The 25,282-nt window shown below is 65.5% G+C and carries 27 protein-coding genes; 14 read left to right on the forward strand and 13 right to left on the reverse strand.

The window, feature by feature from the left end; all coding sequences use genetic code 11:
• The coding region (locus QZ189_RS03380) for a hypothetical protein (RefSeq protein ID WP_296420933.1) at positions 1-569 on the forward strand (569 nt) is incomplete at its 5' end.
• Here the strand turns inward: QZ189_RS03380 and QZ189_RS03385 are convergent.
• Positions 523-1,281 carry a hypothetical protein gene (locus tag QZ189_RS03385; protein WP_247478767.1) on the reverse strand — a complete coding sequence of 253 codons (759 nt, stop codon included), beginning with the start codon at positions 1,279-1,281 and terminating at the stop codon, positions 523-525. The genes QZ189_RS03380 and QZ189_RS03385 overlap by 47 nt on opposite strands.
• 62 nt (positions 1,282-1,343) lie before the next feature.
• Here QZ189_RS03385 and mfd point away from each other — a divergent pair, with 62 nt between their 5' ends.
• Positions 1,344-4,895, forward strand: a complete 3,552-nt coding sequence (gene mfd / locus QZ189_RS03390) for a transcription-repair coupling factor (protein WP_296420935.1) — start codon at positions 1,344-1,346, stop codon at positions 4,893-4,895.
• A gap of 64 nt (positions 4,896-4,959) precedes the next feature.
• The gene (locus tag QZ189_RS03395; protein ID WP_010317502.1) at positions 4,960-5,148 is read left to right on the forward strand and encodes a hypothetical protein; all 189 of its coding nucleotides are present in this window, start codon (positions 4,960-4,962) and stop codon (positions 5,146-5,148) included.
• 63 nt (positions 5,149-5,211) lie between these two features.
• Here QZ189_RS03395 and QZ189_RS03400 read toward each other — a convergent pair whose 3' ends face one another.
• The 4 genes from QZ189_RS03400 to QZ189_RS03415 all read right to left on the reverse strand — a co-directional run bounded on the left by QZ189_RS03400 (position 5,212) and on the right by QZ189_RS03415 (position 8,908).
• Positions 5,212-6,546, reverse strand: a complete 1,335-nt coding sequence (locus QZ189_RS03400) for a S41 family peptidase (protein WP_029626349.1) — start codon at positions 6,544-6,546, stop codon at positions 5,212-5,214.
• Positions 6,547-6,647: 101 nt separating this feature from the next.
• Positions 6,648-7,871 (reverse strand): (E)-4-hydroxy-3-methylbut-2-enyl-diphosphate synthase, encoded by a 1,224-nt coding sequence (gene ispG / locus QZ189_RS03405; RefSeq protein WP_010317506.1) that lies wholly within the window; start codon positions 7,869-7,871, stop codon positions 6,648-6,650.
• 37 nt (positions 7,872-7,908) lie between these two features.
• Positions 7,909-8,508 (reverse strand): uracil-DNA glycosylase, encoded by a 600-nt coding sequence (locus tag QZ189_RS03410; protein WP_247478771.1) that lies wholly within the window; start codon positions 8,506-8,508, stop codon positions 7,909-7,911.
• Positions 8,509-8,518: 10 nt separating this feature from the next.
• Positions 8,519-8,908, reverse strand: coding sequence for a VOC family protein (locus QZ189_RS03415; RefSeq protein ID WP_296416072.1), 390 nt, complete (start codon positions 8,906-8,908; stop codon positions 8,519-8,521).
• Positions 8,909-8,989: 81 nt separating this feature from the next.
• Here QZ189_RS03415 and QZ189_RS03420 point away from each other — a divergent pair, with 81 nt between their 5' ends.
• From QZ189_RS03420 to QZ189_RS03450, 7 genes are all read left to right on the forward strand, one after another.
• The gene (locus QZ189_RS03420; protein ID WP_296420938.1) at positions 8,990-10,168 is read left to right on the forward strand and encodes a pyridoxal phosphate-dependent aminotransferase; all 1,179 of its coding nucleotides are present in this window, start codon (positions 8,990-8,992) and stop codon (positions 10,166-10,168) included.
• A gap of 34 nt (positions 10,169-10,202) precedes the next feature.
• On the forward strand, positions 10,203-11,153 hold the full coding sequence (locus tag QZ189_RS03425) for a putative selenate ABC transporter substrate-binding protein (RefSeq protein ID WP_296420940.1): 951 nt from the start codon (positions 10,203-10,205) through the stop codon (positions 11,151-11,153).
• Between the two features lie 39 nt (positions 11,154-11,192).
• Positions 11,193-11,429 carry a hypothetical protein gene (locus QZ189_RS03430; protein ID WP_010317515.1) on the forward strand — a complete coding sequence of 79 codons (237 nt, stop codon included), beginning with the start codon at positions 11,193-11,195 and terminating at the stop codon, positions 11,427-11,429.
• Positions 11,430-11,519: 90 nt separating this feature from the next.
• Entirely contained in the window at positions 11,520-12,269 is a 750-nt protein-coding gene (locus tag QZ189_RS03435) for an ATP-binding cassette domain-containing protein (RefSeq protein WP_296420943.1), read from the forward strand.
• Complete coding sequence (locus tag QZ189_RS03440; protein WP_296420946.1) at positions 12,266-13,801, forward strand: phosphonate ABC transporter; 1,536 nt, start codon at positions 12,266-12,268, stop codon at positions 13,799-13,801. The genes QZ189_RS03435 and QZ189_RS03440 overlap by 4 nt, the downstream gene beginning before the upstream one ends.
• Positions 13,802-13,809: 8 nt before the next feature.
• Positions 13,810-14,487, forward strand: a complete 678-nt coding sequence (locus tag QZ189_RS03445; protein ID WP_296420948.1) for a GDSL-type esterase/lipase family protein — start codon at positions 13,810-13,812, stop codon at positions 14,485-14,487.
• A gap of 78 nt (positions 14,488-14,565) precedes the next feature.
• Positions 14,566-15,327: a sigma-70 family RNA polymerase sigma factor gene (locus tag QZ189_RS03450; protein WP_296416077.1), complete on the forward strand. Its 762-nt coding sequence runs from the start codon at positions 14,566-14,568 to the stop codon at positions 15,325-15,327.
• On the opposite strand, the gene QZ189_RS03455 is transcribed toward QZ189_RS03450, so the two are convergent.
• Positions 15,324-16,088 (reverse strand): DUF92 domain-containing protein, encoded by a 765-nt coding sequence (locus tag QZ189_RS03455; RefSeq protein WP_296420950.1) that lies wholly within the window; start codon positions 16,086-16,088, stop codon positions 15,324-15,326. The two genes, QZ189_RS03450 and QZ189_RS03455, sit on opposite strands and share 4 nt — an antisense overlap.
• A gap of 126 nt (positions 16,089-16,214) precedes the next feature.
• Here QZ189_RS03455 and QZ189_RS03460 point away from each other — a divergent pair, with 126 nt between their 5' ends.
• Positions 16,215-16,595 (forward strand): hypothetical protein, encoded by a 381-nt coding sequence (locus tag QZ189_RS03460; RefSeq protein ID WP_247478786.1) that lies wholly within the window; start codon positions 16,215-16,217, stop codon positions 16,593-16,595.
• 15 nt (positions 16,596-16,610) lie between these two features.
• On the opposite strand, the gene QZ189_RS03465 is transcribed toward QZ189_RS03460, so the two are convergent.
• Positions 16,611-17,357, reverse strand: a complete 747-nt coding sequence (locus tag QZ189_RS03465) for a 16S rRNA (uracil(1498)-N(3))-methyltransferase (RefSeq protein ID WP_247478789.1) — start codon at positions 17,355-17,357, stop codon at positions 16,611-16,613.
• 3 nt (positions 17,358-17,360) lie between these two features.
• Positions 17,361-17,819 carry a DUF3531 family protein gene (locus tag QZ189_RS03470; RefSeq protein ID WP_010317529.1) on the reverse strand — a complete coding sequence of 153 codons (459 nt, stop codon included), beginning with the start codon at positions 17,817-17,819 and terminating at the stop codon, positions 17,361-17,363.
• A gap of 69 nt (positions 17,820-17,888) precedes the next feature.
• Between QZ189_RS03470 and QZ189_RS03475 the strand changes: the two genes are divergently transcribed.
• The 3 genes from QZ189_RS03475 (at position 17,889) to QZ189_RS03485 (ending at position 19,726) form a co-directional block, all read left to right on the forward strand.
• Positions 17,889-18,533, forward strand: coding sequence for an ABC transporter ATP-binding protein (locus tag QZ189_RS03475; protein ID WP_043706045.1), 645 nt, complete (start codon positions 17,889-17,891; stop codon positions 18,531-18,533).
• A 37-nt stretch (positions 18,534-18,570) separates the two neighbouring features.
• On the forward strand, positions 18,571-19,488 hold the full coding sequence (gene hslO / locus QZ189_RS03480; protein WP_010317531.1) for an Hsp33 family molecular chaperone HslO: 918 nt from the start codon (positions 18,571-18,573) through the stop codon (positions 19,486-19,488).
• Positions 19,489-19,567: 79 nt separating this feature from the next.
• On the forward strand, positions 19,568-19,726 hold the full coding sequence (locus QZ189_RS03485; RefSeq protein ID WP_247478793.1) for a hypothetical protein: 159 nt from the start codon (positions 19,568-19,570) through the stop codon (positions 19,724-19,726).
• On the opposite strand, the gene QZ189_RS03490 is transcribed toward QZ189_RS03485, so the two are convergent.
• The 5 genes from QZ189_RS03490 to QZ189_RS03510 all read right to left on the reverse strand — a co-directional run bounded on the left by QZ189_RS03490 (position 19,723) and on the right by QZ189_RS03510 (position 25,248).
• Entirely contained in the window at positions 19,723-20,409 is a 687-nt protein-coding gene (locus tag QZ189_RS03490; RefSeq protein ID WP_296420952.1) for a CPP1-like family protein, read from the reverse strand. The two genes, QZ189_RS03485 and QZ189_RS03490, sit on opposite strands and share 4 nt — an antisense overlap.
• 37 nt (positions 20,410-20,446) lie before the next feature.
• Positions 20,447-20,671, reverse strand: a complete 225-nt coding sequence (locus tag QZ189_RS03495; protein ID WP_247478797.1) for a hypothetical protein — start codon at positions 20,669-20,671, stop codon at positions 20,447-20,449.
• Positions 20,672-20,749: 78 nt separating this feature from the next.
• Positions 20,750-22,393: a peptide chain release factor 3 gene (locus QZ189_RS03500; RefSeq protein WP_296420955.1), complete on the reverse strand. Its 1,644-nt coding sequence runs from the start codon at positions 22,391-22,393 to the stop codon at positions 20,750-20,752.
• 22 nt (positions 22,394-22,415) lie between these two features.
• Positions 22,416-23,078: a class I SAM-dependent methyltransferase gene (locus tag QZ189_RS03505; protein ID WP_296416532.1), complete on the reverse strand. Its 663-nt coding sequence runs from the start codon at positions 23,076-23,078 to the stop codon at positions 22,416-22,418.
• Entirely contained in the window at positions 23,062-25,248 is a 2,187-nt protein-coding gene (locus QZ189_RS03510) for a mechanosensitive ion channel domain-containing protein (protein ID WP_296420957.1), read from the reverse strand. The genes QZ189_RS03505 and QZ189_RS03510 overlap by 17 nt, the downstream gene beginning before the upstream one ends.
• Between the last annotated feature and the right edge of the window lie 34 nt (positions 25,249-25,282).

Consider the following 25,282-nt stretch of genomic DNA (forward strand, 5'->3'; position numbering starts at 1 on the left):
CACCAGCTGAGCCACCGGTCCGCCACGCCGTGGTCAGGCGGCCGCCCGCTGAAGAGACCAGCGATCCCGCTCCGGCAGCCGCTCCCGAGGCGGTGCAGCCAACCCTGCCGCAGGCTCCAGTCGTCGAGGCCCAAGAGCCAGCGACCGATCCCGAGGACTGGAGTGATGAACTGGCTGAGATCGACATTCAGCTCAAACGCTTGGGCTGGGAGCGCAGCCAAGAGGGGACCTATCTGCAACGGGCCTTCGGCCACCCCAGCCGCAACCGCATCACCAACTACGCCGATCTGGCCGCCTACGTCCGCAGCCTGAGGGTGCTCGAGCCGGGCTGCGATCCCGCCTCCGCGTCGATTCCCCTCCGACGGCGCGATTTGCTCCAGCAGAGCGATCAGCTGCTCGCCTCCTTGCAATGGGATGCCAACCGCGGCCGCCAGGCCCTGGAGCAGCAGTTCAACCTCAGTAGTCGTCAACAGTTGAGTGATGAACAGCTGCTGGCGTTCAACATGCAGCTGGAGACAACACTCATCGGCGCCGGCAGTGGCGCGCCAGCAGCTCCCAGCCCAGGTTGAGCTGCTCCTGGTTGGCGTAGGCCTCCTCCTCGAGCCCCCTTTGCTCGCTCGAGGCCTTGGCATAGAGCGGCTGCTGCAGATGGCGCCGCCCTGAGGCGTTCAGGCTGCGGCTCAGTCCCAGCAGCTGCGGCCGGGCATGGATAGAGCCGCCCTTGCAGCTCTGGGCCACATGGATCGCCTCGTGGTTGAGGACCCGCGTGAAGTTGACCGTCCCTTTGGAGGCGACATCGGGCCGCAGGCGCAACTCACCGCGACGCGGATTCCACTCACCGGCGGCTCCCTTCTGTTTGGGCTGGCGCACCACCAGCACCACACCGCTGCGCTCCAGCTGCTCCAGCAGCAAGCTGATCGCCTCCCGCTCACGGCTGTAGCTGGGTGGATGGGCGATCAACTGCCGCAGCGCTGATGCGGTGAGGGGCTTCTCCCCCAGGCGACGGCGATAGGTGATCCGCTGCCCCCCGCCCGGCAGACGCTCCACCCGGGGCAGCCAGAGCTGATCCGCCTGATCCAGCCGTTGAAACAGGGCCCGCTGGCTAGAGGCCGTCAGTTGCCAGTTCAGGGGCAAGGGCGGGGCCAGGGCAGGCGCTGAGCTACTGGCTTGGGCGACCTCCTCAGCAACCAGCTCCCCCTCGGGTTGCCCCAGCCGACTCAGGCCCGCCCCGGCCAGCAACAGAAGCGCCAGGGCCAGCAGCAGACGCCTCCCTTGCCTCACCGCAGCCCGCCTCAGCTGCTCACCATTCTCTTGCCAAGATGGTCAGCTGTGCTTTGAGCCCCATGCCCCTCTCCGCCCTGGTGCGCCAACTGCAGCAGGTGGCCCTCAGTGGAGAGGTTCTGCAGCGGTGCAACAGGGATGAGCGCCTGCGGCTCTCCGGTGCGGGACGCGGCGCCCGGGCCCTGATCAGCAGCGTCCTGGCGGGCTGCGCCGAGGCGCCGCTGCTGGTGGTCGTGCCCACCCTGGAGGAGGCCGGACGCTGGGCCGCCCTGCTGGAGCTGATGGGCTGGAGCAGCGCCCAGCTCTACCCCACCAGCGAGGGCAGCCCCTACGAACCCTTCGATCCCACCAGCGAGATCACCTGGGGACAACTGCAGGTGCTCAGCGAGCTGCTGGATGCCAAGGGCCGCTGCGCCATCGTCGCCACCGAGCGCGCCCTGCAGCCCCACCTGCCGCCGCCGCCGGCCCTGCAGGCCCAGTGCCTCAGCCTGCGCAAAGGGGATGAATTTGAGCTCGAGGCCCTCGGAGAAACCCTGACCCGCCTGGGCTATGAGCGGGTCACCAGCATCGAGCAGGAGGGCAGCTGGAGCCGCCGCGGCGACATCGTCGACGTCTTCCCGGTCAGCGCCGAACTCCCCGTTCGTCTCGAGTTTTTCGGTGAGGAGCTGGAGAAGCTGCGGGAATTCGATCCCGCCAGCCAGCGCTCCCTCGATCCGATCGAGGTGGTGCGGCTCACCCCCAGCGGCTACGGCCCCCTGATTGCCGATGCCCTGCGTGAGGGCATGCCCGAGGGTCTCGATCAGCTGCTCAGCCCCGAGGCCAGCGAACAACTGCTGGAGGGCGGAACGCCGGAGGGGATGCGGCGGCTGATGGGTCTGGCCTGGAGCGAGCCGGCCTCCCTGCTGGATTACCTGCCCGACGGCACGCTGATCGCCATCGATGAGCGGCGCCACTGCCTCTCCCACGGCCAGCAGTGGTTCGACCACGCCATCGAGCACCACGCTGAGGTCTGCGCTGAACTCGGCGTCGAGCTACCGGCCGTGCTGCACCGCAGGCCCGAAGAGGCCCTGGCCGCTGCTGAGCGCTTCCAGGGCTTTGACCTGGCGGAGCTCCAGGAGAGCGACAACCACCCCAACAATTTCGACCTCTCGAGCCGGCCCGTGCCGGCCTACCCCAACCAATTCGGCAAGCTCGCCGAATTAATCAAAGGCTTCCAGAAGGACAAGGCGCGGGTCTGGTTGCTCTCGGCCCAGCCCAGCCGGGCCGTGGCCCTGCTGGAGGAGCACGACTGCATCAGCCGCTTCGTCCCCAACCCGGCGGATCACCCGGCGATTGATCGGCTGATCGAGCAGAACACCCCCGTCGCCCTCAAGACCAAGGGCACCGCTGAACTCGAGGGTCTGCAGTTGCCGGCCTGGAAGCTGGCGCTGATCACCGACCGGGAGTTCTTCGGCCAGCACTCCCTGGCGGCCAGCGGCTACGTGCGCCGCCGGCGCAAGGCCGCTAGCCGCACGGTCGATCCCAACAAGATGCGCCCGGGCGACTTCGTGGTGCACCGCAACCACGGCATCGGCAAATTCCTGAAGCTCGAGAAGCTCGCGATTGGCAGCGAAGCCCGCGACTACCTCGTTGTGCAGTACGCCGATGGCCTGCTGCGGGTCGCCGCCGACCAGCTGGGCAGCCTCGGGCGCTACCGGGCCACCAGTGACAGCCCCCCGGACCTCAACCGGATGGGCGGAACCGCGTGGAACAAAGCCAAGGAGCGGGCGCGCAAGGCCGTCCGCAAGGTCGCCCTCGATCTGGTCAAGCTCTACGCCGAACGGCACAAGGCTCCGGGCTTCGCCTTCCCGGTGGATGGCCCCTGGCAGAACGAACTCGAGGACTCCTTCCCCTACGAGCCCACGCCTGATCAGGTCAAGGCGATTGCCGATGTCAAACGGGACATGGAGCAGCCCCAGCCGATGGACCGCCTGGTCTGCGGTGATGTGGGCTTCGGCAAAACCGAAGTCGCCATCCGCGCGATCTTCAAGGCCGTCACCGCCGGCAAGCAGGTGGCAATGCTCGCCCCTACAACCGTTCTGGCCCAGCAGCACTGGCGCTCGCTCTCGGAGCGCTTTGCGCCTTATCCCATCAAGGTCAGCCTGCTCAACCGCTTCCGCACCAGCAGCGAGCGCAAGGTGATCCAAGAGGGCCTGGGCGAAGGCACCGTCGACGTGGTCGTCGGCACCCACCAACTGCTGGGCAAGGGCACCCAGTTCAAGGAGCTGGGCCTGCTCGTGGTGGATGAGGAGCAGCGCTTTGGCGTCAACCAAAAGGAAAAGATCAAGGCCCTGCGCAAGGACGTCGACGTCCTGACCCTCTCGGCAACCCCGATCCCGCGGACGCTCTACATGAGCCTCTCAGGGGTGCGGGAGATGAGCCTGATCACCACGCCACCGCCGTTGCGCCGGCCGATCAAAACCCACCTGGCGGCCCTCGATGAGGAAGCGGTTCGCAGTGCGATCCGCCAGGAACTTGATCGCGGCGGTCAGATCTTCTACGTCGTCCCCCGGGTGGAGGGCATCGAAGAGGTGGCCGAAGGGCTTCGGCAGATGATCCCCGGCCTACGGCTCCTGGTCGCCCACGGTCAGATGGCCGAAGGCGAACTGGAGAGCGCCATGGTGGCCTTCAACGCCGGCGAGGCCGACCTGATGCTCTGCACGACGATCGTGGAGAGCGGCCTGGACATTCCCCGGGTCAACACGATCCTGATCGAGGACGCCCATAAATTCGGCCTGGCCCAGCTCTACCAACTGCGCGGTCGCGTCGGCCGCAGCGGCATCCAGGCCCACGCCTGGTTGTTCTATCCAGGTGACGCCTCCCTGAGCGATGCGGCACGTCAGCGTCTGCGCGCGATTCAGGAATTTGCCCAACTGGGGAGTGGCTACCAACTGGCCATGCGCGACATGGAGATCCGCGGCGTCGGCAACCTGCTCGGGGTGGAGCAAAGCGGCCAGATGGAGACCATCGGCTTTGACCTCTACATGGAGATGCTCCAGGAATCCCTCGCCGAGATCCAAGGCCAGGACATCCCCGCCGTGGACGACACCCAGATCGATCTGCAGCTCACCGCCTTCATCCCCGGCGACTGGATCAGCGACAACGACGAGAAGATGGCGGCCTACCGCGCCGCGGCCGACTGCATCAGCCCAGACAGCCTGCTGCAACTGGCGGCCGACTGGGTGGATCGCTATGGCGCCATCCCGGCGCCGGTCATCTCGCTGCTGCAGCTGATGGAGCTGAAGCTGCTGGCCAAACGCTGCGGCTTCTCACGGATCAAACCCGAGAAACCCAACATCGCCTTGGAGACCCCGATGGAGGAGCCAGCCTTCCGGCTGCTGCGCCAGGGATTACCCCAACACCTGCACGGCAGGCTCGTCTACCAGGCCGGTTCCGGCAGCACCGCCAAGGTCCTGGCACGGGGTCTGGGGGTCCTGCCCATGGAGAAACAGGTGGAGGAGCTGATGAACTGGCTCAAGCAAATGGCCGAGCAGATCCCGGGTGCCGATGGCCTGACCGATGCCCAACGGGCTGAACAGCTGAAGGCCAAGAACGAAGCCGTGCTGGCGGTTTAGGCCAAAGATGAGCGACCAGCGCAAAAGTCCGTTACAATTCCGTGAAGTGATGTAACGGACGCTCATGGGTCCCGGCCTCGGCGAAGTCATCGATCTCAGCAGCGGCTTCGGTGGTGGCCTGAGCCTTGTCTCTGGCTTGATCTCCCTGGTGGCCCTGGGTGTCTTCGCTCTGCTTCAAGCAGACACCGGCAACGATGACGACGACTCCACCCCTGGCGGCGGCCTGATGCAACCCGTGGGCAGCGCCGCCTGAGGTCAGCCCACAAGCGTGATCAGCTCAGCCCGCGGAGCAACCGCGGGCTTTTTTGTGGCCTAACTACTGAACGGGAGCCGCCAGCGCCGCTGGGACATTGGCACTGCTGGGGTTGTAGGCACGTGACTTCGTCAGGCTGCCGGCGGCCTTGACCTGCTTGAGCAGGGTCGATTCAGCCACGCGGTATTGACTGTCCTTCTGGGTACCCAGGTCCTCCAGCCGCAGGCTCTGGATCTCGCGAGCGCTGAGCTTGGCGCGCACATCGGGATCAATGCCGTGCTTATGGATATCGCGACCGCTTGGGGTGAGGTACTTGGCGATCGTCACGGTCATTCCTGATCCATCGATCAGGCCGCGAACCGATTGGACCAGACCCTTGCCGAAGGTGGTCTCCCCCACCAACACAGCGCGGTGGTTGTCCTGCAGAGCACCGGAGAGGATTTCGCTGGCACTGGCTGAACCCTCATTCACCAGCACCACCAAGGGACGCTCGGTCAGGGCGCGGCCCACCGCCCGCTTGGTGTCCTGGATGCCATCGCGGGTCTTGGTGGAGACGATGACCCCCTCATTGAGCCATTGGCGGGCAATGGCGATGCTCGCCACCAGCAGGCCACCGGGGTTACTGCGCAGATCGAGCACGTAGCCCTGAACCTGCTCCTTCTCCAGATCCTTCAACGCCTGCGCCATGTCCTTGGCGGCATTGGCGTTGAACTGCTTCAGGCGGATGTAGCCAATCTTGGTGCCATCGGCACTGGTGTTGACCTGGGTGTCGACCGCATGGAGCTCAATGCGTGCACGCACCAGGGGCGTATCCAGCAGCTTGCCGTTGCGGCGGAGCTGCAGGGTCACGGTGCTGCCGGCCTTGCCGCGAATCAACTTGACCGCATCCTCGGTCGTCATCCCCTTGGTGCTCTTGCCGTCAATCGCGGTGATGACGTCCTTGGGCATCACCCCGGCGCGGGAGGCCGGAGATCCTTCAATCGGACTGACAACGGTGAGTTCTTTGCTGTCCTTATCAAGGCTCAGCTGGATGCCGACCCCGGAGAGTTCCCCGGAGGTGTCGATCTGCATCTCCTTGAACTCACGCGGATCGAGGAAGCGCGTGTAGGGGTCATCCAGGGTGGCCAACATGCCACGGATGGCCTCGTAGCTCTCCTTGGTGCTGCCGTAACTCTTGGAGAGAACCTGACGACGCAAGTCCTTCCACTTGTCGGTGGTGTATTTGCCGTTGGTATCGAGATAGTCCCGGAAGACGATCTGCCAGGTCTGATCAATGACTTCCTTCGGGCTATCGCTCACCAGCGATGCCGAACTGGGCATCAGCAGGGGAGGCAAGCAGATCGCCCCGACTGCGCCGGCACCGGCCAGAACAAGCAACAGGCCGCGTGGCTGAGTCATCAAGGCGCTCCTGAGGCCGGGAGATTGCTTCAACGTAGCTGCAATTCACACAGCTCAGTTGGCGTGAAAACCGGAGATATCTAAGGGTTAGCCGTAGGGCCTCAGGGATCGACCCAACGGCCGTCGTCCTTGATCAAGGCAATCAAAGCCTCCACGCCCTCGGCCTCTGGAACCCGGCGGATCTCGTCGCGGCCGCGGTAGAGCGAAATCACACCGGGGGTTTTACCGACGTAGCCGTAATCGGCATCGGCCATCTCACCGGGGCCGTTGACAATGCAGCCCATCACAGCGATGTCGAGACCCGTGAGGTGGGAGGTGGCGTTGCGCACCTTGTTGAGCACGTCCTCCAGGTTGAACAACGTGCGTCCGCAGCTCGGGCAGCTGACGTACTCGACCATGGTCTTGCGCAGACCCAGGGACTGCAGGATCGAGTAGCAGACAGGGATTTCCTTCTCCGGTGCCTCGGTCAGCGACACCCGGATCGTGTCCCCCAGGCCATCGGCCAACAGGGTGGCAATGCCAGCGGTGCTCTTGATCCGGCCGTAATCACCGTCACCGGCTTCTGTCACCCCGAGGTGCAGGGGGTAGTTGAAGCCCTCGGCATCCATCCGGTCGGCCATCATCCGGTAGGCGGCCAGCATCACTGGAGCCCGCGAAGCCTTCATCGAGACCACGATGTTGTGGAAGTCGAGGCGGTCGCAGATGCGGATGAACTCCAGGGCGCTCTCCACCATCCCCAGGGGGGTGTCGCCGTAGGTGAACAGCATCCGCTCCGCCAGGGAGCCGTGGTTGACGCCAATGCGCAGGGCCTTGTCCTGGGCCTTCAGGAGGCTGACCAGGGGTTCAAAGGTCTCGGTGATGCGATCACCGATCTGGGCGATCTCTTCGGGGGTGAACTCGGTCCGATTCGGATCCGGCTTGTCAAAGACAAACAAGCCCGGGTTGATCCGGACCTTGTCGACATGGTTCGCCACTTCCAGGGCGATCTTCATGCCGTTGTGGTGCACATCAGCCACCAGGGGAACGGGCTGATAGGTGTCTTCCAGGCGCTTGCGGATCTCCCCCATCGCCTTGGCGTGGGCCAAGGACGGAACGGTGACGCGAACGATCTCGCAGCCCGCCTCATGCAAGCGACGGATCCCAGCGGTGGCCCCCTCGATGTCGAGGGTGTCCTCGTTGATCATCGACTGCACCACCACGGGGTGCTCGCTGCCGATCCAGAGGTCGCCCACCCGAACGCTGCGGGTCTGGCGGCGGCGGATCACCGTGTCGTAACGGGAGGACAGCTGCCCCGCCTCGGGCGTTGCGGTGAGAGAGGCAGTCATGGCAGCAGCGTTGGGCAGGCCGGTTGGGGCAAGCCTGTCACAACGGAGCGTCCAATTGGGCCAGGCGGCGCTGCACATCCTGCAGGTCCTGCCAGGTCAGCCACTTCGGGGCACCGCGCTCCTTGGAGGGATTGCGCAGCAGGTACGAGGGGTGGAAGACGGGCATCAACCAACGGCCCTCCCATTGGCGCCACTGACCGCGAATCTTGGTCATCCCGCCCTTGATGCCCAGTAGGCCCTCCACGGCCGTGGCCCCGGCCAACAGGATGACCGCGGGATCCACCAGGGCGATCTGACGATCCAACCAGGGCTTGCACGAGGCCATCTCCAAGGCCGTGGGCTTGCGGTTCTCCGGTGGCCGGCACTTGACGATGTTGCAGACGTAGGCGTCGCGATTGCTGTCGATGCCCACGCTCTCGAGCATGCGATCCAGCAGCTGGCCGGAGCGGCCGACAAAGGGCTGTCCCTGCTCATCCTCCTGAGCACCAGGACCCTCGCCGATGACCATCAGGCGCGCCTGGGGATTGCCGCGGCTGACCACGACCTGGCTGCGGCTGGAGCCCAACTTGCAGAGGCGACAGGCATCGCAGCTCTCCGCCAAGGACGCCAGGTCCTGTTCAAGGGAGGTGGCCGTCATCGCCCCGCAATCACTCGCGAGTCTCTCTAGCAATCAGCAGCAGGGCGTTGCCTTCGGGATCGTTCAACCAGGCCTCCCAACCGAAGGGCTCCTGACGCGGGGGCTCCAGCAGGGCAGCGCCCTGGGCCTGAGCCCGCTCGACCGCAGCCTGAAGGCCGGATGCGCCGCCGCTGAGCTGGATCGCCAGGGCGAGACGTCCCCGTTGGCGAGCGAGTGGTCTGGAGCGACTGGGGGCGTAGATCTCCAGCCAGCCCGAACCGGGCAAGGGCAGCCGCCAGTGGCTGGCACTCAAGCCGGCCTGCAGCGGCGCAAGGCAGACGGAGCCGTAGAAACGGGCCAAGGCCTCGGGGTCATCCGCCGCCAACACCAGGCCAACGGTCGGAGAGGTCAGTGGAGACATCGTTTCGGGGCCCGGCATGCGGCAGGATGCACAGCATCACCGGTTCGCCGCAAGGCGTGCCCCCCTGACGTCGCTGCTCGAATGCCGCGCCCGTTGAAACTCTCCGCCCGGGCCGAAGCGCTGCAGCCCTCGTTGACGCTGGCCATCGCGGCCCGCGCCAAGGCCCTGAAGGCCGAGGGACGCGACATCTGCAGCCTGAGCGCAGGTGAGCCGGACTTTGATACCCCAGCCTTCATCCGCCAGGCCGCGGCCCAGGCCCTCGAGAGTGGCCTGACCCGCTACGGCCCGGCCGCCGGCGAGCCGCCCCTGCGGGAAGCCATTGCCCAGAAGCTGACCCAGGAGAACCAGGTCCCCACCAGCGCGGATCAGGTGCTGGTCACCAACGGCGGCAAACAGGCCCTCTACAACCTGTTTCAGGTGCTGCTGGAGCCCGGTGATGAACTGCTGCTCCCTGCGCCCTACTGGCTGAGCTACCCGGAGATTGCGCGGTTGGCTGGCGCCTCAGTGCGCTTGATCCCCAGCTCAGCCACAGAAGGATTCCGGCTCGACCCCGAACGGCTGGAGGCGGCGATCACGCCGGCCAGCAAGTTGCTCGTGCTCAATAGCCCGGGCAACCCCACCGGTGCGGTGCTCAGCCGCAGTGACCTGGAGGCGATCGCCGCAGTCCTCCGGCGCCATCCCCAGGTGGCGGTGGTCTGCGATGAGATCTACGAATTTCTGCTGGCACCCGGCCACAGCCACCACAGCTTCGCGGCGGTCGCCCCGGACCTGGCGGATCGGGTCTTCACCGTCAATGGCTTCGCCAAGGGCTGGGCGATGACCGGCTGGCGGATCGGCTGGCTGGCCGGCAACAGCAGCGTTCTCAAGGCCGCCAGCGCCCTGCAGAGCCAGAGCACCAGCAACGTCTGCACCTTTGCCCAGTACGGAGCCCTGGCGGCGGTGACCGGCTCGCGCGAGTGCGTGCAAACCATGGCGGCTCAATTCACCCACCGCCGTCAGCTGTTGAGCGATGGCCTCCAGGCCATCGCCGGTGTGCAACTACTGCCGCCCCAGGGGGCGTTCTACGCCTTCCCCAACATCAGCAGCACGGGTCTGGACTCGATGCGCTTCTGTGAGCGGCTGCTCGATGAGCAGGGCCTGGCGGTGGTGCCCGGTGGCGCCTTTGGGGACAACGACTGCATTCGCCTCTCCTGCGCCGCCTCGGACGCCACCATCCAAGACGGACTGGCCCGCTTGCAGCGCTTCATCGAACAGCTCTAAAGGCAAAATCGGAGGTTCTTCTGCACCTCCTGTGATGACCAGCCGCTTGAACGGCCGAGAACGTTGGGCCGCCGCGGCCGTAGGCGTTTCGCTTGCGCTCCTACCGGTGGCCGTACCTCTGCCCTTGAGCAGTGCCCTCGCCCCCGCAGCCGTCGCACAGACCAACAAGCCGGTGCTGCGCATTGGCGCCATCCCCGATCAGAAGCCAGAGAAGCTGAACCGGCTCTACGGATTGGTGGCCAATGAACTCAGCAAGCAGCTGAATGTCGACGTCAAATACGTCCCCGTTACGAACTACGCCGCGGCGGTCAGTGCCTTCCGCACCGGCAATTTGGATCTGGTCTGGTTTGGCGGCCTGACCGGTGTCCAGGCCCGGCTGCAAAAGCCCGGCTCCCAGGTGATCGCCCAGCGCGACATCGACGCCAAATTCCAATCGGTCTTCATCGCCAACCGCAAGAGCCAGCTCAAGCCCATCAGCAGCATCAACGGCCTGAAGGAGCTCAAGGGCAAGCGCGTCACCTTCGGATCGCAGAGCTCCACCTCAGGGCGGCTGATGCCCCAGTACTTCCTGGCGCAGGCCGGGGTGAAGCCCAGCCAGTTCGCCGGTGGAGCCCCCGGCTTCAGCGGCAGCCATGACGCCACCGTGGCCCTGGTGCAAAGCGGCGCCTATGACGCCGGCGCCCTGAACAAACAGGTCTGGGAAGCCAACCTGGCCAGCGGCAAGGCCAACAAGGCCAAGGTCTATGCGATCTGGACCACCCCCGGCTACCCGGACTACCACTGGATCGCCCAGTCCGACCTGAACCAGCGCTTCGGAGCAGGCTTCAGCACGAAGCTGCGTCAGGCGATCTTGAGCTGGCGCAGCAGCAACCCTGAGCAGAAGGCCATCCTGGAGCTCTTCGGGGCCCAACGCTTCATCGGGGCGAAGGCCAGCGATTACGCCAAGATCGAGCAGGTCGGCCGGCAGATGGGCAAGATCCGCTGATTCCAGGAGCAGAATGCGGGGAGACCTGTCCTCTCCGCATTGTCCACGACCCTGCTGACGGACCTGCTGCTGCTGGTGGCTGGCCTGCTGCTCTGGCAGCGCAGCTGCAGCGACGGCGACGAGGTCTGGGTCCTGTTTCTGCGCTCCATTGCCGCCATTGACCTGGCGGTGATCCTGCTGAGCAATGGGGTTCTCTGGCTGGAGATCCCCCTGCTCGTTCTGGTCTTCGGCCTGCCCTCAGTGGCCAAACTGGAAAAGCGTGAGGGGCGGGGATGAACCCACGCGGCCCCGACGTCATCGAACTCACCCTGGTGGGGTTAATCCTGGCCTTGATGGTCTTCCGCTTCACCCAGAGCTAAGGCCCCCATGGATGCGCCCGTCCTGGAATTGCGGGGGGTGAGCGTCAAGGGACGCCAACAGCCCAGGCTGGATCAGGTTCAGCTCAGCCTTCACGCCGGTGAACGACTGGCGCTGCTCGGCCCCAGCGGGGCGGGCAAAAGCACCCTGCTGGCCGTCGCCAATGGCCTACTCCAGGCCGATCAAGGTCAAGTGCTCTGGGGCGGGGAGGCCCTGTCCAGGCGCCCCCGGATCAAACGGCGCCAACAGCGACAGATCGGAACGCTCTGGCAGGACCTGCGCCTGATTGAGGAGCTCAGCGTTCAACAAAACCTGAACTGCGGCCGACTCGCGCAGTGGGGCTGGCCGAAGGCCCTGCTGAACCTGCTCCTTCCCCTGGAGACCGAGGCCTGCGCAGCCGCCCTGCGGCAACTCGATCTCGATCCCGCTCTGTTGGCGCAATCGGTGGGACAGCTCTCCGGCGGACAGCGCCAACGGGTTGCCATCGCTCGGCTGCTGCGTCAGGACCCTCTGCTCTGGCTCGCCGATGAACCCCTCTCCAGCCTTGATCCCCGCTTGGCAGGGGAGTTGCTCCAGCTCCTGCTGGAGCAGACCGCGGCGCCACGGGCGCTGGTGATGAGCCTGCACAGGCCGGACCTGCTGGCGGGATTTAGCCGCGTGGTGGGTCTGCGGGAGGGACGCATCCTGTTTGATTGCGCGCCGGAGCAACTCGAGCCGCAGGCCCTGCAGCGTCTCTACGCCGGAAGCACGACCCCTTGAAGATCGCGCCGCCACTCCAGGTCCTGATCCCCGCTGGGGTGATCCTGCCCCTGGCCCTGGTGCTGCCAGGGCTCTGCCATGGCGGCGGCTGGGAATTGATTGGCGCCTTCGCCGAGGCAGCCCTGCACCCGTCGCTCGATCCAGTCGTGATCGACTCCCTACTCAGGGGACTGGGCGTCACGGTCGGTGTGGCGCTATTGAGCTGGTCCCTGAGCCTGATGCTGGGACTGCTGCTGGGGCTGGCCAGCTCGCGGCTGGTCTGGAGCACCCTGAGTGGCACTGCGCTGCCTGCGGAGCTGCTGCGCCGACTCCTGGCGATCCCCCGCTCAATCCATGAGTTGATCTGGGGTCTACTGCTGCTGCAGGTGCTGGGGCTGCAGCCCGCCGTGGCGGTGCTGGCGATCGTGATTCCCTATGGCGCCCTGGTGGCCCGGGTGATCAGCGATCAACTCGATGCCTTACCCGATCAGACCCTGAAGGCCCTCTTGAGTGCCGGCAGTGCTGGCCCGGCGGCCCTGCTGACGGCCATGGGACCGCCCCTCCTGCCTGGAGTGGTCAGCTACGGCGGCTACAGGCTCGAATGTGCCCTGCGCAGCGCCACGCTGCTGGGGGTGTTTGGTCTTGGGGGCCTGGGCAACGAACTGCTGCTCACCCTGCAGTCCTTGGAATTTCGCGAGCTCTGGAGTGGCCTCTGGCTGCTGCTGGCGGTGATGCTGAGCCTGGAGAGCCTGATCCGCGCCCTGCGGCAGCGCTGGGGACTGGCCAACCGCTTTGGTCAAGCCCAGCCCGGCGTGGGACGCCAAGGCCGGGAGATCCTGCTTCTGCTTGGGCTCCTGCTCCCCCTGATGCTGGCGATCAGCCACAGCCTGGGGATTGAGCCAGCGGCCCTACTGCATTGGCAACCGCTGCCGCCGCTGCATTCCCAGCACTGGCAGGAGGCCCTCGCCCTTCCCTGGGGGCGACTGATCGGCAACACCCTGCTGCTCACGGTCCTCTCGGCCTGCTTAGCCGTCGGCGGTGCTCCGCTGCTGCTCCTGCTGGTCGCGCCGTGGCGCCTGGCTCAGCCGCTGCTCAGGCTGCTCTGGGCCCTGGGGCGACTCTGGCCACCGCCGCTCACGGCACTGTTGCTGCTGTTTGTCTTCAAACCGGGGATCTGGACTGCAGCCCTGGCCTTGGGGTTTCACAACCTCGGGATCTTGGGTCGCCTGTTGCTAGAGGGCGCAGAGTCCTGCAGCGGCGCAGCCGAGGACGCCTTACACGGCCAAGGTGTCGGGGCACGGGTGGCTCTGCTCTACGGGCGTTTCAGCGCTTTGGCGCGCTCCTATCTGGCCTATGGCGCCTACCGCAGCGATGTGATCCTGCGGGAGACCGTGGTGGTCGGTCTGATGGCGGGGACCGGGCTTGGAACCCAGTTGCAGGAAAGCCTCAGCTCATTTGCCTGGGATCAGATCGCCCTGTTGCTTGTGGCCTATGCGGCCCTCACCCTGGTGGGTGAAGATCTGAGCGACCGCGCCCGGCGGCGCCTGCTGTAAGCGACTCCATGCTGTTGGCCGTTCCCCGCAAATTGATCGTGCTTGGGGACAGCGGCGTCTACGGCTGGGGGGACCCCGAAGAGGGTGGCTGGTGCGAGCGCCTCAGGCGGCACTGGATGGGGCTGCCCGGCGGACCGGTGCTGTATTCCCTCGGCGTTCGCGGCGATGGTCTCGAGCGGGTGGCGGCGCGCTGGGCCAGCGAGTTCGCTTGCCGCGGGGAACTCAGGCGTCAGCAGCCCCAGGGGATCCTGCTCTCCGTCGGCCTCAACGACACCGCGCGAATCGGTCGCCGCGACGGGCGCCACCAACTCGATCCGGAGGCCTTTCTCTTCGGCCTCCAACAACTTCTCAACCAGCTCAAAGCGGCCGCACCGGTCCTGGTGCTGGGACTGACGCCCGTGGACGAGCACGTCATGCCCTTCGCGGATCTGCTCTGGTACAGCAATGAGCACGTCCGCCAGTACGAAGCGCTGCTGAAGGAGGCCTGCATGGAGGCCGATCTGCCCTTCCTGCCGCTACTGGACTCCCTGCTGGCGGATCCGAGCTGGCTGCAGTGGCTCTGCCCCGATGGGATTCACTTCAACAGCGAGGGACATCGTCAGATCTACGAGCGGGTGCGTCACTGGAGTCCGCTCTTGAGCTGGGCGGACCTTCAGCCCACCAGCGCCGGGACCCCCCTCTACTGAGGGGAATCAGACCCCCGAGGGGGTGAGCCAACGAGCGGTTCAAGCGGTTGAGGCTGAGGGCAGAGCAAGGCATCCGCTATGGCAGTCCAGGACCAACAGCAATGGCTCTTGAGCCGTTATCTCAAGGACCCCAACCACGCGCACCGCAACGCCGTCGTCGCCGCCAACCTGCCCCTGGTCTGGAAGGTGGCCCGGCGGGAAAGCGAGCGCAGCGGCCACAGCTTTGAAGACCTGGCCCAAGAGGGCGTCCGCGGTCTGATCAAGGCGGTCGAGCGCTTTGATCCAAGCCTGGGCAACACCCTGAGTACGGCCGCCGTTCCCTGGATTCGCGGCGCCATGCGTCACTACCTCAGGGACCGCTGCCGCGTCTTCAGCGGCGCCCGCAGCGTGATCGAGCTGCTGCAGCGGGGAGCAGCACTGCAGCGCCGGCGCGAGCAGCAGGGACTCAGCCCGATGAACGACAGCGCCCTCGCCCGGGCCCTCGGCTGCTCCCAGCAGCGCTGGCAGGAAGCCCAGGCCCTGCAAACCTGCCTGCGGGTGGCAAGCCTGGATCAACCCGGCGGCGGGTCAGATCCCGAGACCCCCCTGGTGGAGCAACTCAGCGATCAACAGGCACCAGGTCAGTACGGCTGGCTCGAGCGCTGCGAACTGCGCCGTCAGCTCTGGAGGGGACTGAAAACCCTGCAGGCCAGTCAACGGCGACTGGTGCTGGCCCGGGTGCTGCAGCAGCGGACCTGGCAGGACCTGGGCGCCATGGCAGGGATCAGTGCCCGTGCCGCCCAGCGGCGCTACCAGCAGGCCTGCGGCATCGTCCGTCAGCAACTGGTGGGCGCGAGCTAGGCCAGGGCCAAGCGCAACGCCAACCCCATGGCCAGCAGGGCCGCAATCAAGGTCTGCAGGGCATTGACCAGCTCGTTGCTCAGCCAGGGGAAGCGGTCCTGGACCGTGGCGCCGATCAGGCTCTCCATCAAGGTCGCCGCCAGCCCCACCAGGGCCACCAACAACCAGGTCGGCCCGCCCTGAATCAACCCCAACTGGAGCATCACCAGGGCCATCAAGGCGCTGCCCGCCGCACTGGCGGCGGTGCCCTCCAGGCTGATGGCTCCCTCGGTGCCGGGGGGAACGGGCTGGAAGTTCGTGATCGAAACGGTGTGGCGTCCCCAACGCTTGCCGATCTCACTGCCGCAGGTGTCGCCCAACTTGGCGGCAAAGCTCGCGGCAAAGCCGATCTTGAGCAGGATCACCGGCGCCATCGGCCAGACGCTGAGCACCGCCAACGCGGCCCCAGTCGCCGCCGATCCCCAGACGTTCTCCGGCCCGCGCCGGCCGCCACGCCCCTCGGCCAAGCCCTGCTCCTGCTTACGCCGGTAGCCCAGACGGGTCACCAGCGAGCCGAGGGCTAGGTAAAGCGCCACGGCCAACCAACCGGGCCAGTCCAGGCTGCCGAGGAGCACGGTGCCGAGGATCCCCGCGTGGACCCAGCCGGAGCGCGTCAACAGGGGAAGCCGCTGGGCGGCGGCAATCAGCACACCATTAATCACCAGGGCGGCCAGCCAGTGCTGCAAGCGCTCTGGGCTGAGCAAGATCTGAAGATCGAGCATCCCTGGAATCAGCGACTGGCTCCAGAAGAACACAGCAGCTGGAACTTCTGTTGCACTGCCCTACGGCCGCTGTTCAGAAGCACCGGCAGCAGCGGATAATCCTGCAAACGGTCTATTACCGGCGCCATGGTGTTCAACCGCAAAGGCAGCTTCTTCCTCAACCTCGATGAGAAGGCAGCTGAACAGTCGGTGACTGTGGCCCCCATTGCCGAGAAGCCCAAGGCCAAGGCTCCTGTCGAGGCCAAGGCTGCCGTTGCACTCAAGGCAAGCGCCGCCGCTGCACCTGCTGAAACCGCACCTGCAGCGACCGGTTCGGTGCAAACCACCGCTGAAGCGATCGCCGCTGAATTAGCCGCGGAGCAAGCCGCTCTTCCCGCCAAGACCGACGCCACCTTCGCCCCCGAGTGTGTGACCGCCGGCGGCGCCCTGCCGATGCGTCGCCGCCGCGGTGGCGCCAACCTCGCCGGCTTCCGCAGCATGGCCAGCGGCATGTTTGGCAAGAAGTAAGGCTGAGGCTCTGAGCTAGCTGCCGCAGCGCGCAACGCGGGCACTACTCAGGCTGCTCAAGCCACTCACGCAGGCCGTCGAGCTGCGCAGGATGCGAGGGCCCAGATCAACGGGCTTCCATCCGGCCGCCTCGGCGGCCTGTTCTTCGCTGGGGGACCAGCCCCCCTCAGGGCCGCAGGCCAGCCAAAGGCTGGAGAGACGCTCCAAGGGCTGATCGGCGAGCACAGAAGCCAACAGCGGCAGCTCTTGCTGACGGGTGGTCGCCCAAAACCCTGGAACCGCCGAATCCCTCAGGCCCAGGAGCTGATGGACGTCCATCGGCTCCTCAATCCGCGGCGACCAGAGCCGTTCACATTGCTCAGCCGCTTCAGCGGCAATGCTGCGCCAGCGCTCCAGCCGCAGGCTGCCCTGGACGACCGTTCGCTCACAGAGAAGCGGGATGAAGCGATCCACCCCCAGCTCGACGGCCATACGCAACACCACCTCAAAGTCGCGCTTGACCACCGCAGCGGCCAAGACCAGCTGGGGAGCCGGTGCAGGCTGCTGCTCCAAGGGCGCCTCCAGGCTCTGCTCCAGCTCGGCGCAGGCGGACTGCCGAAGCACGGCCGTCCAGAGGGCGCCCTGACCGTTGACCACGGCGAAGCGATCACCGGCACTGAACCGCAGCACGCGGGTGAGATAGCGCTCCTCCTCACGGGTCAACGCGATCTGCGAAGCCAGGCGCTCCGGTGCAATCAACAGCCGACGCAGCTCCCGGGCCATGGACTACGCGTCCGGGGCTCCGACGGGGAACAGGCTTTCGGGATGGTCCTCCACGGGCCAGTCCTCATTGGCCCCACCGATCAGCAGCTCCTCGATCTGCACCACATCGGAGTCGATCTGGCGCAGGGTGTTGATCAGGACATCGAGGGCAAAGCCGTCACTGGTGCCCAGATCCACCCAGCAGCGAGCCCAGGAGCCCTGGTACTCGATTTCACCCATGTTGTGCATCAGTGCAGGCATGGCCCGCTCCGCCGTCTCGGCGTCGTAGCCCATCCAGCTGACCTCAGCGCCCTCCTCGTGGACCTGCAGGTTCTCGGCGTTGAACCCACCCAACTTGCCCAAGAAGAACCAACTGTCCAAGGTGGTCTCGATATAGCCCCGCTCCCCCTGGCCCGGGGGATTGCTGAAGCGCAACCACAGCCAGCAATTGAAGGGGTCAAATTCTCGAAAACGAATCTCCATTGCAGCGCGATGCAGCAGGGCTTGCTCCCATCAAACATGCTGGGGGCACCTGACGGCCATCGGCCAGCGATGCTTGAGCTCGACGCGCTCCGCTACCACGCCGCAACGGCTCCGGAGCCTGTCCTGAGGGGGGCCAGCATGGGCCTGGAGCCCGGGCGGATTGCGCTGGTGGCCGGCCGCAGTGGCTCCGGCAAGTCCACCCTGCTGGAGTTGATCTGCGGACTGGCCGATCCAAGCCACGGGGAGATCCGCTGGCACGGCAAAGCCCTCAATGCCCGCCAGCGCCGTTGGCTCTGCGGCCTGGTCTTTCAGTTCCCCGAACGCCATTTCCTCGGACTCACCGTCGGCCAAGAACTGCGACTGGGGCAACGGCGCCTGCCAAGCGAGAAGGCGGAGGCGGTGCTGCAGCAGGTCGGCCTTAGCGGCCTGTCCTTCCAACAGGCCCCGGAGGAACTCAGCGGCGGACAGCAGCGGCGCCTGGCCATGGCGGTCCAGCTGCTGCGGGACCCCAAGGTGCTGTTGATGGATGAACCCACCGCCGGACTGGATTGGTCCGTGCGCTCGGAAATCATTGAGCTGATCGATCAGCTCAGCCGCGAGCGCATCGTGCTGATCGTCACCCATGAGCCTGAACTGTTCGAGCCCCTGACGGAACCAGGACAGCGCTGGAACCTGATCGATGGGCAACTCCAGCCCGCGCTCATCCCCTGCTGAGGCCGCTGAATACAGTGCCTCGAGCAAGGGGCAGGGCATGTCGGATCGGTTGGTGCGCGCAACGGCTGCAGGCGGAGGGATCCGCCTGGTGGCTGTCAGCACCAGCACCACGGTTCGCTACGCCCGCCGCCGCCACAACCTCTCGTTTTTGACGACCGCCCTGCTGGGACGCGCAATGACCGCCGGCCTGCTGCTGGCCAGCTCCATGAAGGTCGCCCACGGGCGAGTCAACCTGCGGATCTCCTCCGATGGCCCGCTCAAGGGACTGATGGTGGATGCCGGCCGCGACGGAACCGTGCGCGGCTACGTCGGGACCCCCGAGCTCGAACTCGACCTGCTGGACAGCGCCGATGGCGCCCACAGCTTCGACTTCAGACAGGCCACCGGCACCGGGTACCTCCACGTGGTTCGGGACCTGGGCGAGGGGGAGCCGTTCAGCTCAACGGTCGAGCTGGTCAGCGGCGGCATCGGCGATGACGTGGCCTCCTACCTGCTGCACTCCGAGCAGACCCCCTCGGCGGTCTTCGTGGGCGAGCGCATCGACAGCAGCGGCTTAAGGCATGCCGGCGGGGTGTTGGTGCAAGTGCTGCCCAAGGCCGCGCGGGAGCCAGCCCTGGTGGCGCTCTTGGAGGAGCGTTGCCGCGAGATTGAGCACTTCAGCGACCGCCTGGCCGCCTGCGAGGGCAACCTCGAGGCCCTGCTCCAGGACATCTTTCCGGACCTTGATCCCCAGCTGCTGGAGGACGCCGAAGCCAGCCAGGACATCACCTTCCACTGCCCCTGCAGCCGCAAGCGCAGCGTCAACGCCCTCAAACTGCTGGGGCGCGATGAGCTCTCCCAGATGCTCAGCGAAGACGGCAAGGCCGAACTCACCTGCCATTTCTGCAATGAGGTCTATGACATCAAGGCCGCCGAGCTGCAGGAGCTGATCGACGAGCTTTCGCCTGCCGCCTAACGGCTGAAAAAGTGTCCTGGGGTGATCACCATCGGGCCCCAGCCGGAGCTGTAACGGGGAAGCGCTGCAGGCCCTGGTGATGACCTGGTTTCCCCACTGCCTGAACTGCAGTCACTTTGCGCTGAACAGCTCCAACCAGAGCGGCTGTTGCCGCTTCTGGGCCATCACGATCCCCTGGGGAGCAGCCCGGACCCTGCGTTGCCACAGCTGGAACCAGGCCGGCAGCAAGCAGCTCTAGGCGATCAGCAGGGCGCCCAGCAGCAGCAGCAGCAGGGCCGGCAGGCTCTGGACCTGGTGGGCATCGAGCGGAAGGCCCAGGGGCAAGCTCGGATCCAGCAGTTGAAGCAGTAAGGCACCGATGCCCAGACCCAGGCTCAGCAGCAGGATGCTGAAGCCGACGGCCTGCAGCAGGCGCCGACTGCGCCGCTGCAGCAGCACAACGCTGAACAACGTGGAAAGGGCCAGCACCAGCTCGGCCGAGGAGGCCGGCGCGAGCAGCAGCAACAGGGTCAGCAGGGCGAAGCCACCAACGGGCAGCCAACGCTGCTGACCCTCGGCCAACTCCAGCGCAGGCAGCGAAGGCTTCGGCAGGGACGGCTTGGGCAGGGCCGCAAGTTTCGGCAGGGATGGCAGAGATGGCCGCGCGGGTGATGCCGAGGGAGGTGCCTTGGCCTCGCGGGCCGAAGCGTTGAGGGCTGCGGTGCTGACCTTGCCCTGCTGCCGCTCCTTCAGGCGATCCATCAGTACGGCGTCGTAGGCCGCCTCGATCTGGGCGCGGGCCTGGGGGTTCTCACCCACCTCATCGAGCCTGGCCTGCTTGGCGGCCTGCACCGCCTCAAAGCCCGCACCGGTCTCGATGCCCAGGCGCTCGTAGGGACTGGGCTGGGAACCGGTCGAGGAGGAATCAGGACCCTGGTTCATGCCACCGCGCGCCGCAGGATTGCATTCCTGAGCGTAGTCAGAACAGGGGCTCGCTGGACTGGAACCCTTGCTGGCGCAGCAGCAGGATGCGCTGGCGGGCAGCCTCATCGAGCTCAAGCCAGCAGCGACGTTTCAACAGGGGCATCTGCGGCGGCAGGTGACTCCCTTCTCTCATCTCAATGCCCATGCCGCCACGGACAAAATTGACGTAATCGTTGCCCCCATCGGTCCTGGGGCGAACCAGCCAAAGAGAACCAGGCATCAGCCAATCAGCCTGTGATATTTCGTTGCGTCGGATTCTGGCGCTCCCACACAAGCAACCGCGAGCCCTGCAGAGGGGCTACAGCGCAATGGGCTCCACACCGCTCACCACGGGCGCGACGGCGCTGAGTTCCAGGTCCGGGTGATCCTCCGCCAATTGGTTGAGGTTCCAGTCGTTCTTGAACAGCAGCACCGGACGATCCCAGGCATCGCGGACGGTTTTGCAGTTGAAGATCCGCCCGACCTTCTCCAGCTCGGCCCAGCCGCCCACGACCCAGCGGGCCACCGAGAAACCCAGGGGCTCGAGGCGGGTCTGCACGCCGTACTCGTTCTCCAGGCGGTACTGCACCACCTCCAGCTGGAGTTGACCCACCGCCGCCAGGATCGGATCACGCTTGCTCTGGTCCGTGTCGTAGAGGATCTGCACGGCACCCTCCTCCCGCAGCTCGTTGACCCCCTTGCGGAAGCTCTTGAAGGCCGAGGGGTTGGGGTTGCGCAGCCAGGCAAAGATCTCCGGGCTGAAGCAGGGAATCCCCTCGTATTCGACCTTGGAGCCGAGGTACAGGGTGTCGCCAATGGCGAACATCCCCGGGTTGTTCAGACCAATGACGTCACCGGGGTAGGCGTCCTCCACCACAGCCCGGTCCTGTCCAAACAGTTTTTGGGGACGGGACAAACGGATGGCCTTGCCGGTGCGGGCGTGCTGCACCGTCATGTCCTTCTCAAACTTGCCGCTGCAGACCCGCACAAAGGCCACGCGGTCGCGGTGGCGGGGGTCCATGTTGGCCTGCAATTTGAAGACGAAACCGCTGAACCCGGGGCGCACCGGTTCAATCTCACCGGCGCTGCTGGAGCGGGGGGTGGGTTTCTGGGCCAGCTCCAGGAAGGCATCCAGGAAGGGACGCACCCCGAAGTTGGTCATGGCCGAGCCAAAGAAGACAGGGCTGAGCTCGCCGGCATGGACCAACTCCAAATCGAGTTCGTTGCCAGCGGCCTCCAGCAGCTCCAGTTCCTCCAGGGCCGCATCGAGCAGCTCGTCTTCCACCGCGCCACTGCCGCGGGCCTCATCGACGCTGAGGACCTTTTCTTCTGAGGCCCGGCCCCGCTCGGCCCGCTGAAACAGGATCACCTCCTTGCTGCGGCGATCGATCACGCCCCGGAAGCGGTCGCCACTGCCAATCGGCCAATTCACTGGCCAACAGGCCAGGCCGAGATCCTGCTCGATCTCATCCAGCAGCTCCAGAGGCTCACGGCCCGGGCGATCCATCTTGTTGATGAAGGTGAAGATCGGGATGCGGCGCATCCGGCAGACCTCAAACAACTTGCGGGTCTGGGGCTCGAGGCCCTTGGCCGCGTCCTCCAACATCACCGCGTTGTCCGCAGCGGCCAGGGTCCGGTAGGTGTCTTCCGAGAAGTCCTGGTGGCCGGGGGTATCCAGCAGGTTGATCGTGCTGCCGCTGTAGTCGAACTGCAGCACGGTTGAGGTGATCGAGATTCCCCGCTGTTTCTCCAGCTCCATCCAGTCGGAGGTGACCTTGCGCTGCTCCCCCTTGGCCTTCACGGCACCGGCCTGTTGAATCGCACCCCCGTAAAGGAGCAACTTCTCGGTCAGGGTGGTCTTACCCGCGTCGGGGTGGGAAATAATCGCGAAGTTGCGGCGGCGAGAGACGGCCTCCGCCAGGGCCTCGAGCTCGGGGGTGGTGCTCACGCTGCTGCTGGTCATGGCGCCAGCCTGACAGGTGAGCTCACGGCAGTTGCCCCCAGATCTCGAGGTAACGGTCGTCCACCTCCGCCACCTGCAGCTGGTCCAGGCCGCAGCGGTGCAGTTGCTGCTCCACCTCAGCGGCGGTGAAGGCCGCATGCAGGGACGCCAGGTAGTCGTGCTGCAGCACCGCCGGGGCATCGGCGAGGTAGCGCTGACGCAACTGCTCTGCGGCCTCCGGACTGGGGGGGCGCCGCAGATCCTTGACATAGACCCGTGCACCCGGGGCAGCGGCCTGGGCAATGGCCTGCCAGAGCACCAGCGGGTCGTGCAGATGATGGAGCAGGCTGTTGCTCACCAAGCCACTGCAGCCCTTGGGCAGGGCCAGCGAAGGCAGACAGAGACAAACAAACGAGAGCCGCTTGGCGAGAGCCGGCTCCTTCTCCAGACTCTGCTGCGCGAGCTGGAGCATCGCCGGAGCCCCATCCAGACCGATCACCTCCGCCGCGGAATCCGCTCGGGCCAGGCGGAAGCTGATGTTGCCCGGACCGCAGCCCAGATCCAGAACGCGCGGGCCCAGACCGCTTGGGAACAACGCCTGGATCCGCTCGATCAGGGCCTGATCCCCAGCACTGAAATCCGCAGCGGCGTAGGCGGATGCCTGCTCGGGGGCATCCATCAATTCCGGTTCAGGGGTGCGCTGCATCGGAAGGGTTGAGCATCAGGGTTTGGGTCGGGAAGGGGATCTCAATCCCCTCGGCCGCCAGGGTTTCGATAATCCTGCGGTTCAGCTCATGAAGGCTGTCCTCGAAAGCATCGTGCTCGCTGTGGAGGGAGCTGAACTCCAGAACGTGGTCGTAGCTGAAGGCGGCAATGCGCTCCAGCCGGCAGGCCAGGAAGCGCAGTTCAGAATCCACCTCGACAGCCTTCTGCATTAACGCCGGAACCCGTTGGAGTTGCTCAGGCGTCGTGCCATAGGCAATCCCCAGGGCAATCTCCGACAACTGAGCCCGCTCGATCAGTTCCTCCAGCTGGAGAAGCAGGTGATCCCGCAGGCGCAGGTAGGCGGGCCAGCCATGCAGCTCGACCATGGCCACCACCACCAGGGACTGGGCCGCACCATCTGCACTGCGCTCCAGGGTGACCAAGGGGTGATGCAGGTCCTGGCGCGCCTCAAGGGAGCGACGGGTTTGATGCAAGACCTCCTCGAGTTGATAAGGAGAGAAAGCCCCATCGAGATCCAACCGCAGCTCCAGCGATTGCATTGGCCGTCGGTCCGGCCGATGGCTCCTCCTGGAGTAATTGACGATGGTCGCCTCATCGGCGATGGAGTTCGGAATCGTGACCCGGCTCTCGAGGGTTTGCAGCTCAAGCGAGCGCAAACCGATCTTGGTGATGTAGCCAAGGCTGTCGCCAACCCGGCAGAACTCACCGACCCGCAGGGGCCGGTCGGTCTGAATTGAAAGACCAGCAAACAGGTTGCCGAGCAACTTGGAAGCGCCCAAACCAATCGCCAGACCGGGAACAGCCGAGAAGGCCAGCACCGTGCTGGCCGGCAAGCCCAGCAGGATCAACAGTCGATAGAAGATGGCTACCGCGATTAAGCCACCCAGTGCCCGGCAGAGGGGCATCAAGAAACTGGAGACCCGCTGCAGCCGCCACTCCGAACCGGAGCCGCGCACCCGGGTCAAGAATTCCGAGCCGGTTCGTCCGAGCGCCTCAAAGAACAAAAAGACCACCAATCCCGCGGTGACAAACCAGATCACGTAGAAGGCATAGGTGACAACAACGAGCGGCAATCCCGTGAAGTTAACCTCATCGTCAATTAGATATTCAGCCAGGCGTGTCAACGGCAGCACCGGCAGAATGAAGAAGAATCGGCGCCAAGCAATTCCGTCTTGAACCCAGGGCCCTGGCTTTGCGGGGAGGGAATCACCCAGGGGACGATCGCGATAACTATCGACCAGAAGGCCTATTAACCAGCCTGCGACCAGGAGATAAATGCTGATGACAGCGATGGCACAAACGACCTGAAAGAGCGTTTGGTCAAGAACAGGGATTTCAAAAACGGAGCGCCAAGACCTGGGGAAACGGAGATACCAATCCGGTGGCACCAAGTAACCGGGAGTCAGAATAAAGTCGTGATAAAAATGAGGTGTCGCAAACGGCTGCTGAATCGGGGGATAGTCCCTGATCTCCTCGTACATCGCGTGGATTTGTCTCACCGTGTCGGCGGAAAAGACGTAGAGGTTGTTCTCAGGATCGCCAACAAGATCTGAGGTCAACGTGATCGCCGTACCTGGGATGCGCCAGGCATCCACCGGCTTGGTCCGCTGATCGTTCAGCGCCTTCATCCCTGCGGAGTCCGGAATGGAGATGGGTTCAACGCTGTGGGTGAAGACGTAATCCAGAACATGCTTCAGCTGGATGGCCGCCTCATCCGCCATCCCGCCCCGCACGCTTTGGGGGAAGACGGAGGCATCCAGAGCCCGCACCGCCAGATCAAACAGCAGGTTGGTGTCATCGATCTGCTCCTGCCGGTCCACCCCATCGCGGCGTGCCTCCACCAGAGCGCTGTAGCGACCAAGGCGGTCGGCGCGGTCCCCCACCTCGGCCATAACCGCATAGAAATTGAGCAGGGTCGCCCTTGGACTGCTGCCCACGACCTGACCGAGCACCACATCAGACCAGGAGCCGGCATCTCGGACCAGCTCCCCATAAAAGGGTTGCTGCTCAATCGGAATCAGCCGGGCGTTGGGCTCAAACAGCAGCGCCCGGGTCCTACCGGTGACGGCCTGGGCCGGCAACCAGGACTGGAGCACCACAAGCACCCCGATCACCAGGGTCATCCACCAGGGGGAGCGGCGGCAGCGCATCAGGCCAACGGGGACTGGAATCTGCAATCTGGCG

This window comes from Vulcanococcus sp. CPBay_Sum15L08_68 (genome assembly GCF_017855895.1).
GTDB lineage: Bacteria > Cyanobacteriota > Cyanobacteriia > PCC-6307 > Cyanobiaceae > Vulcanococcus.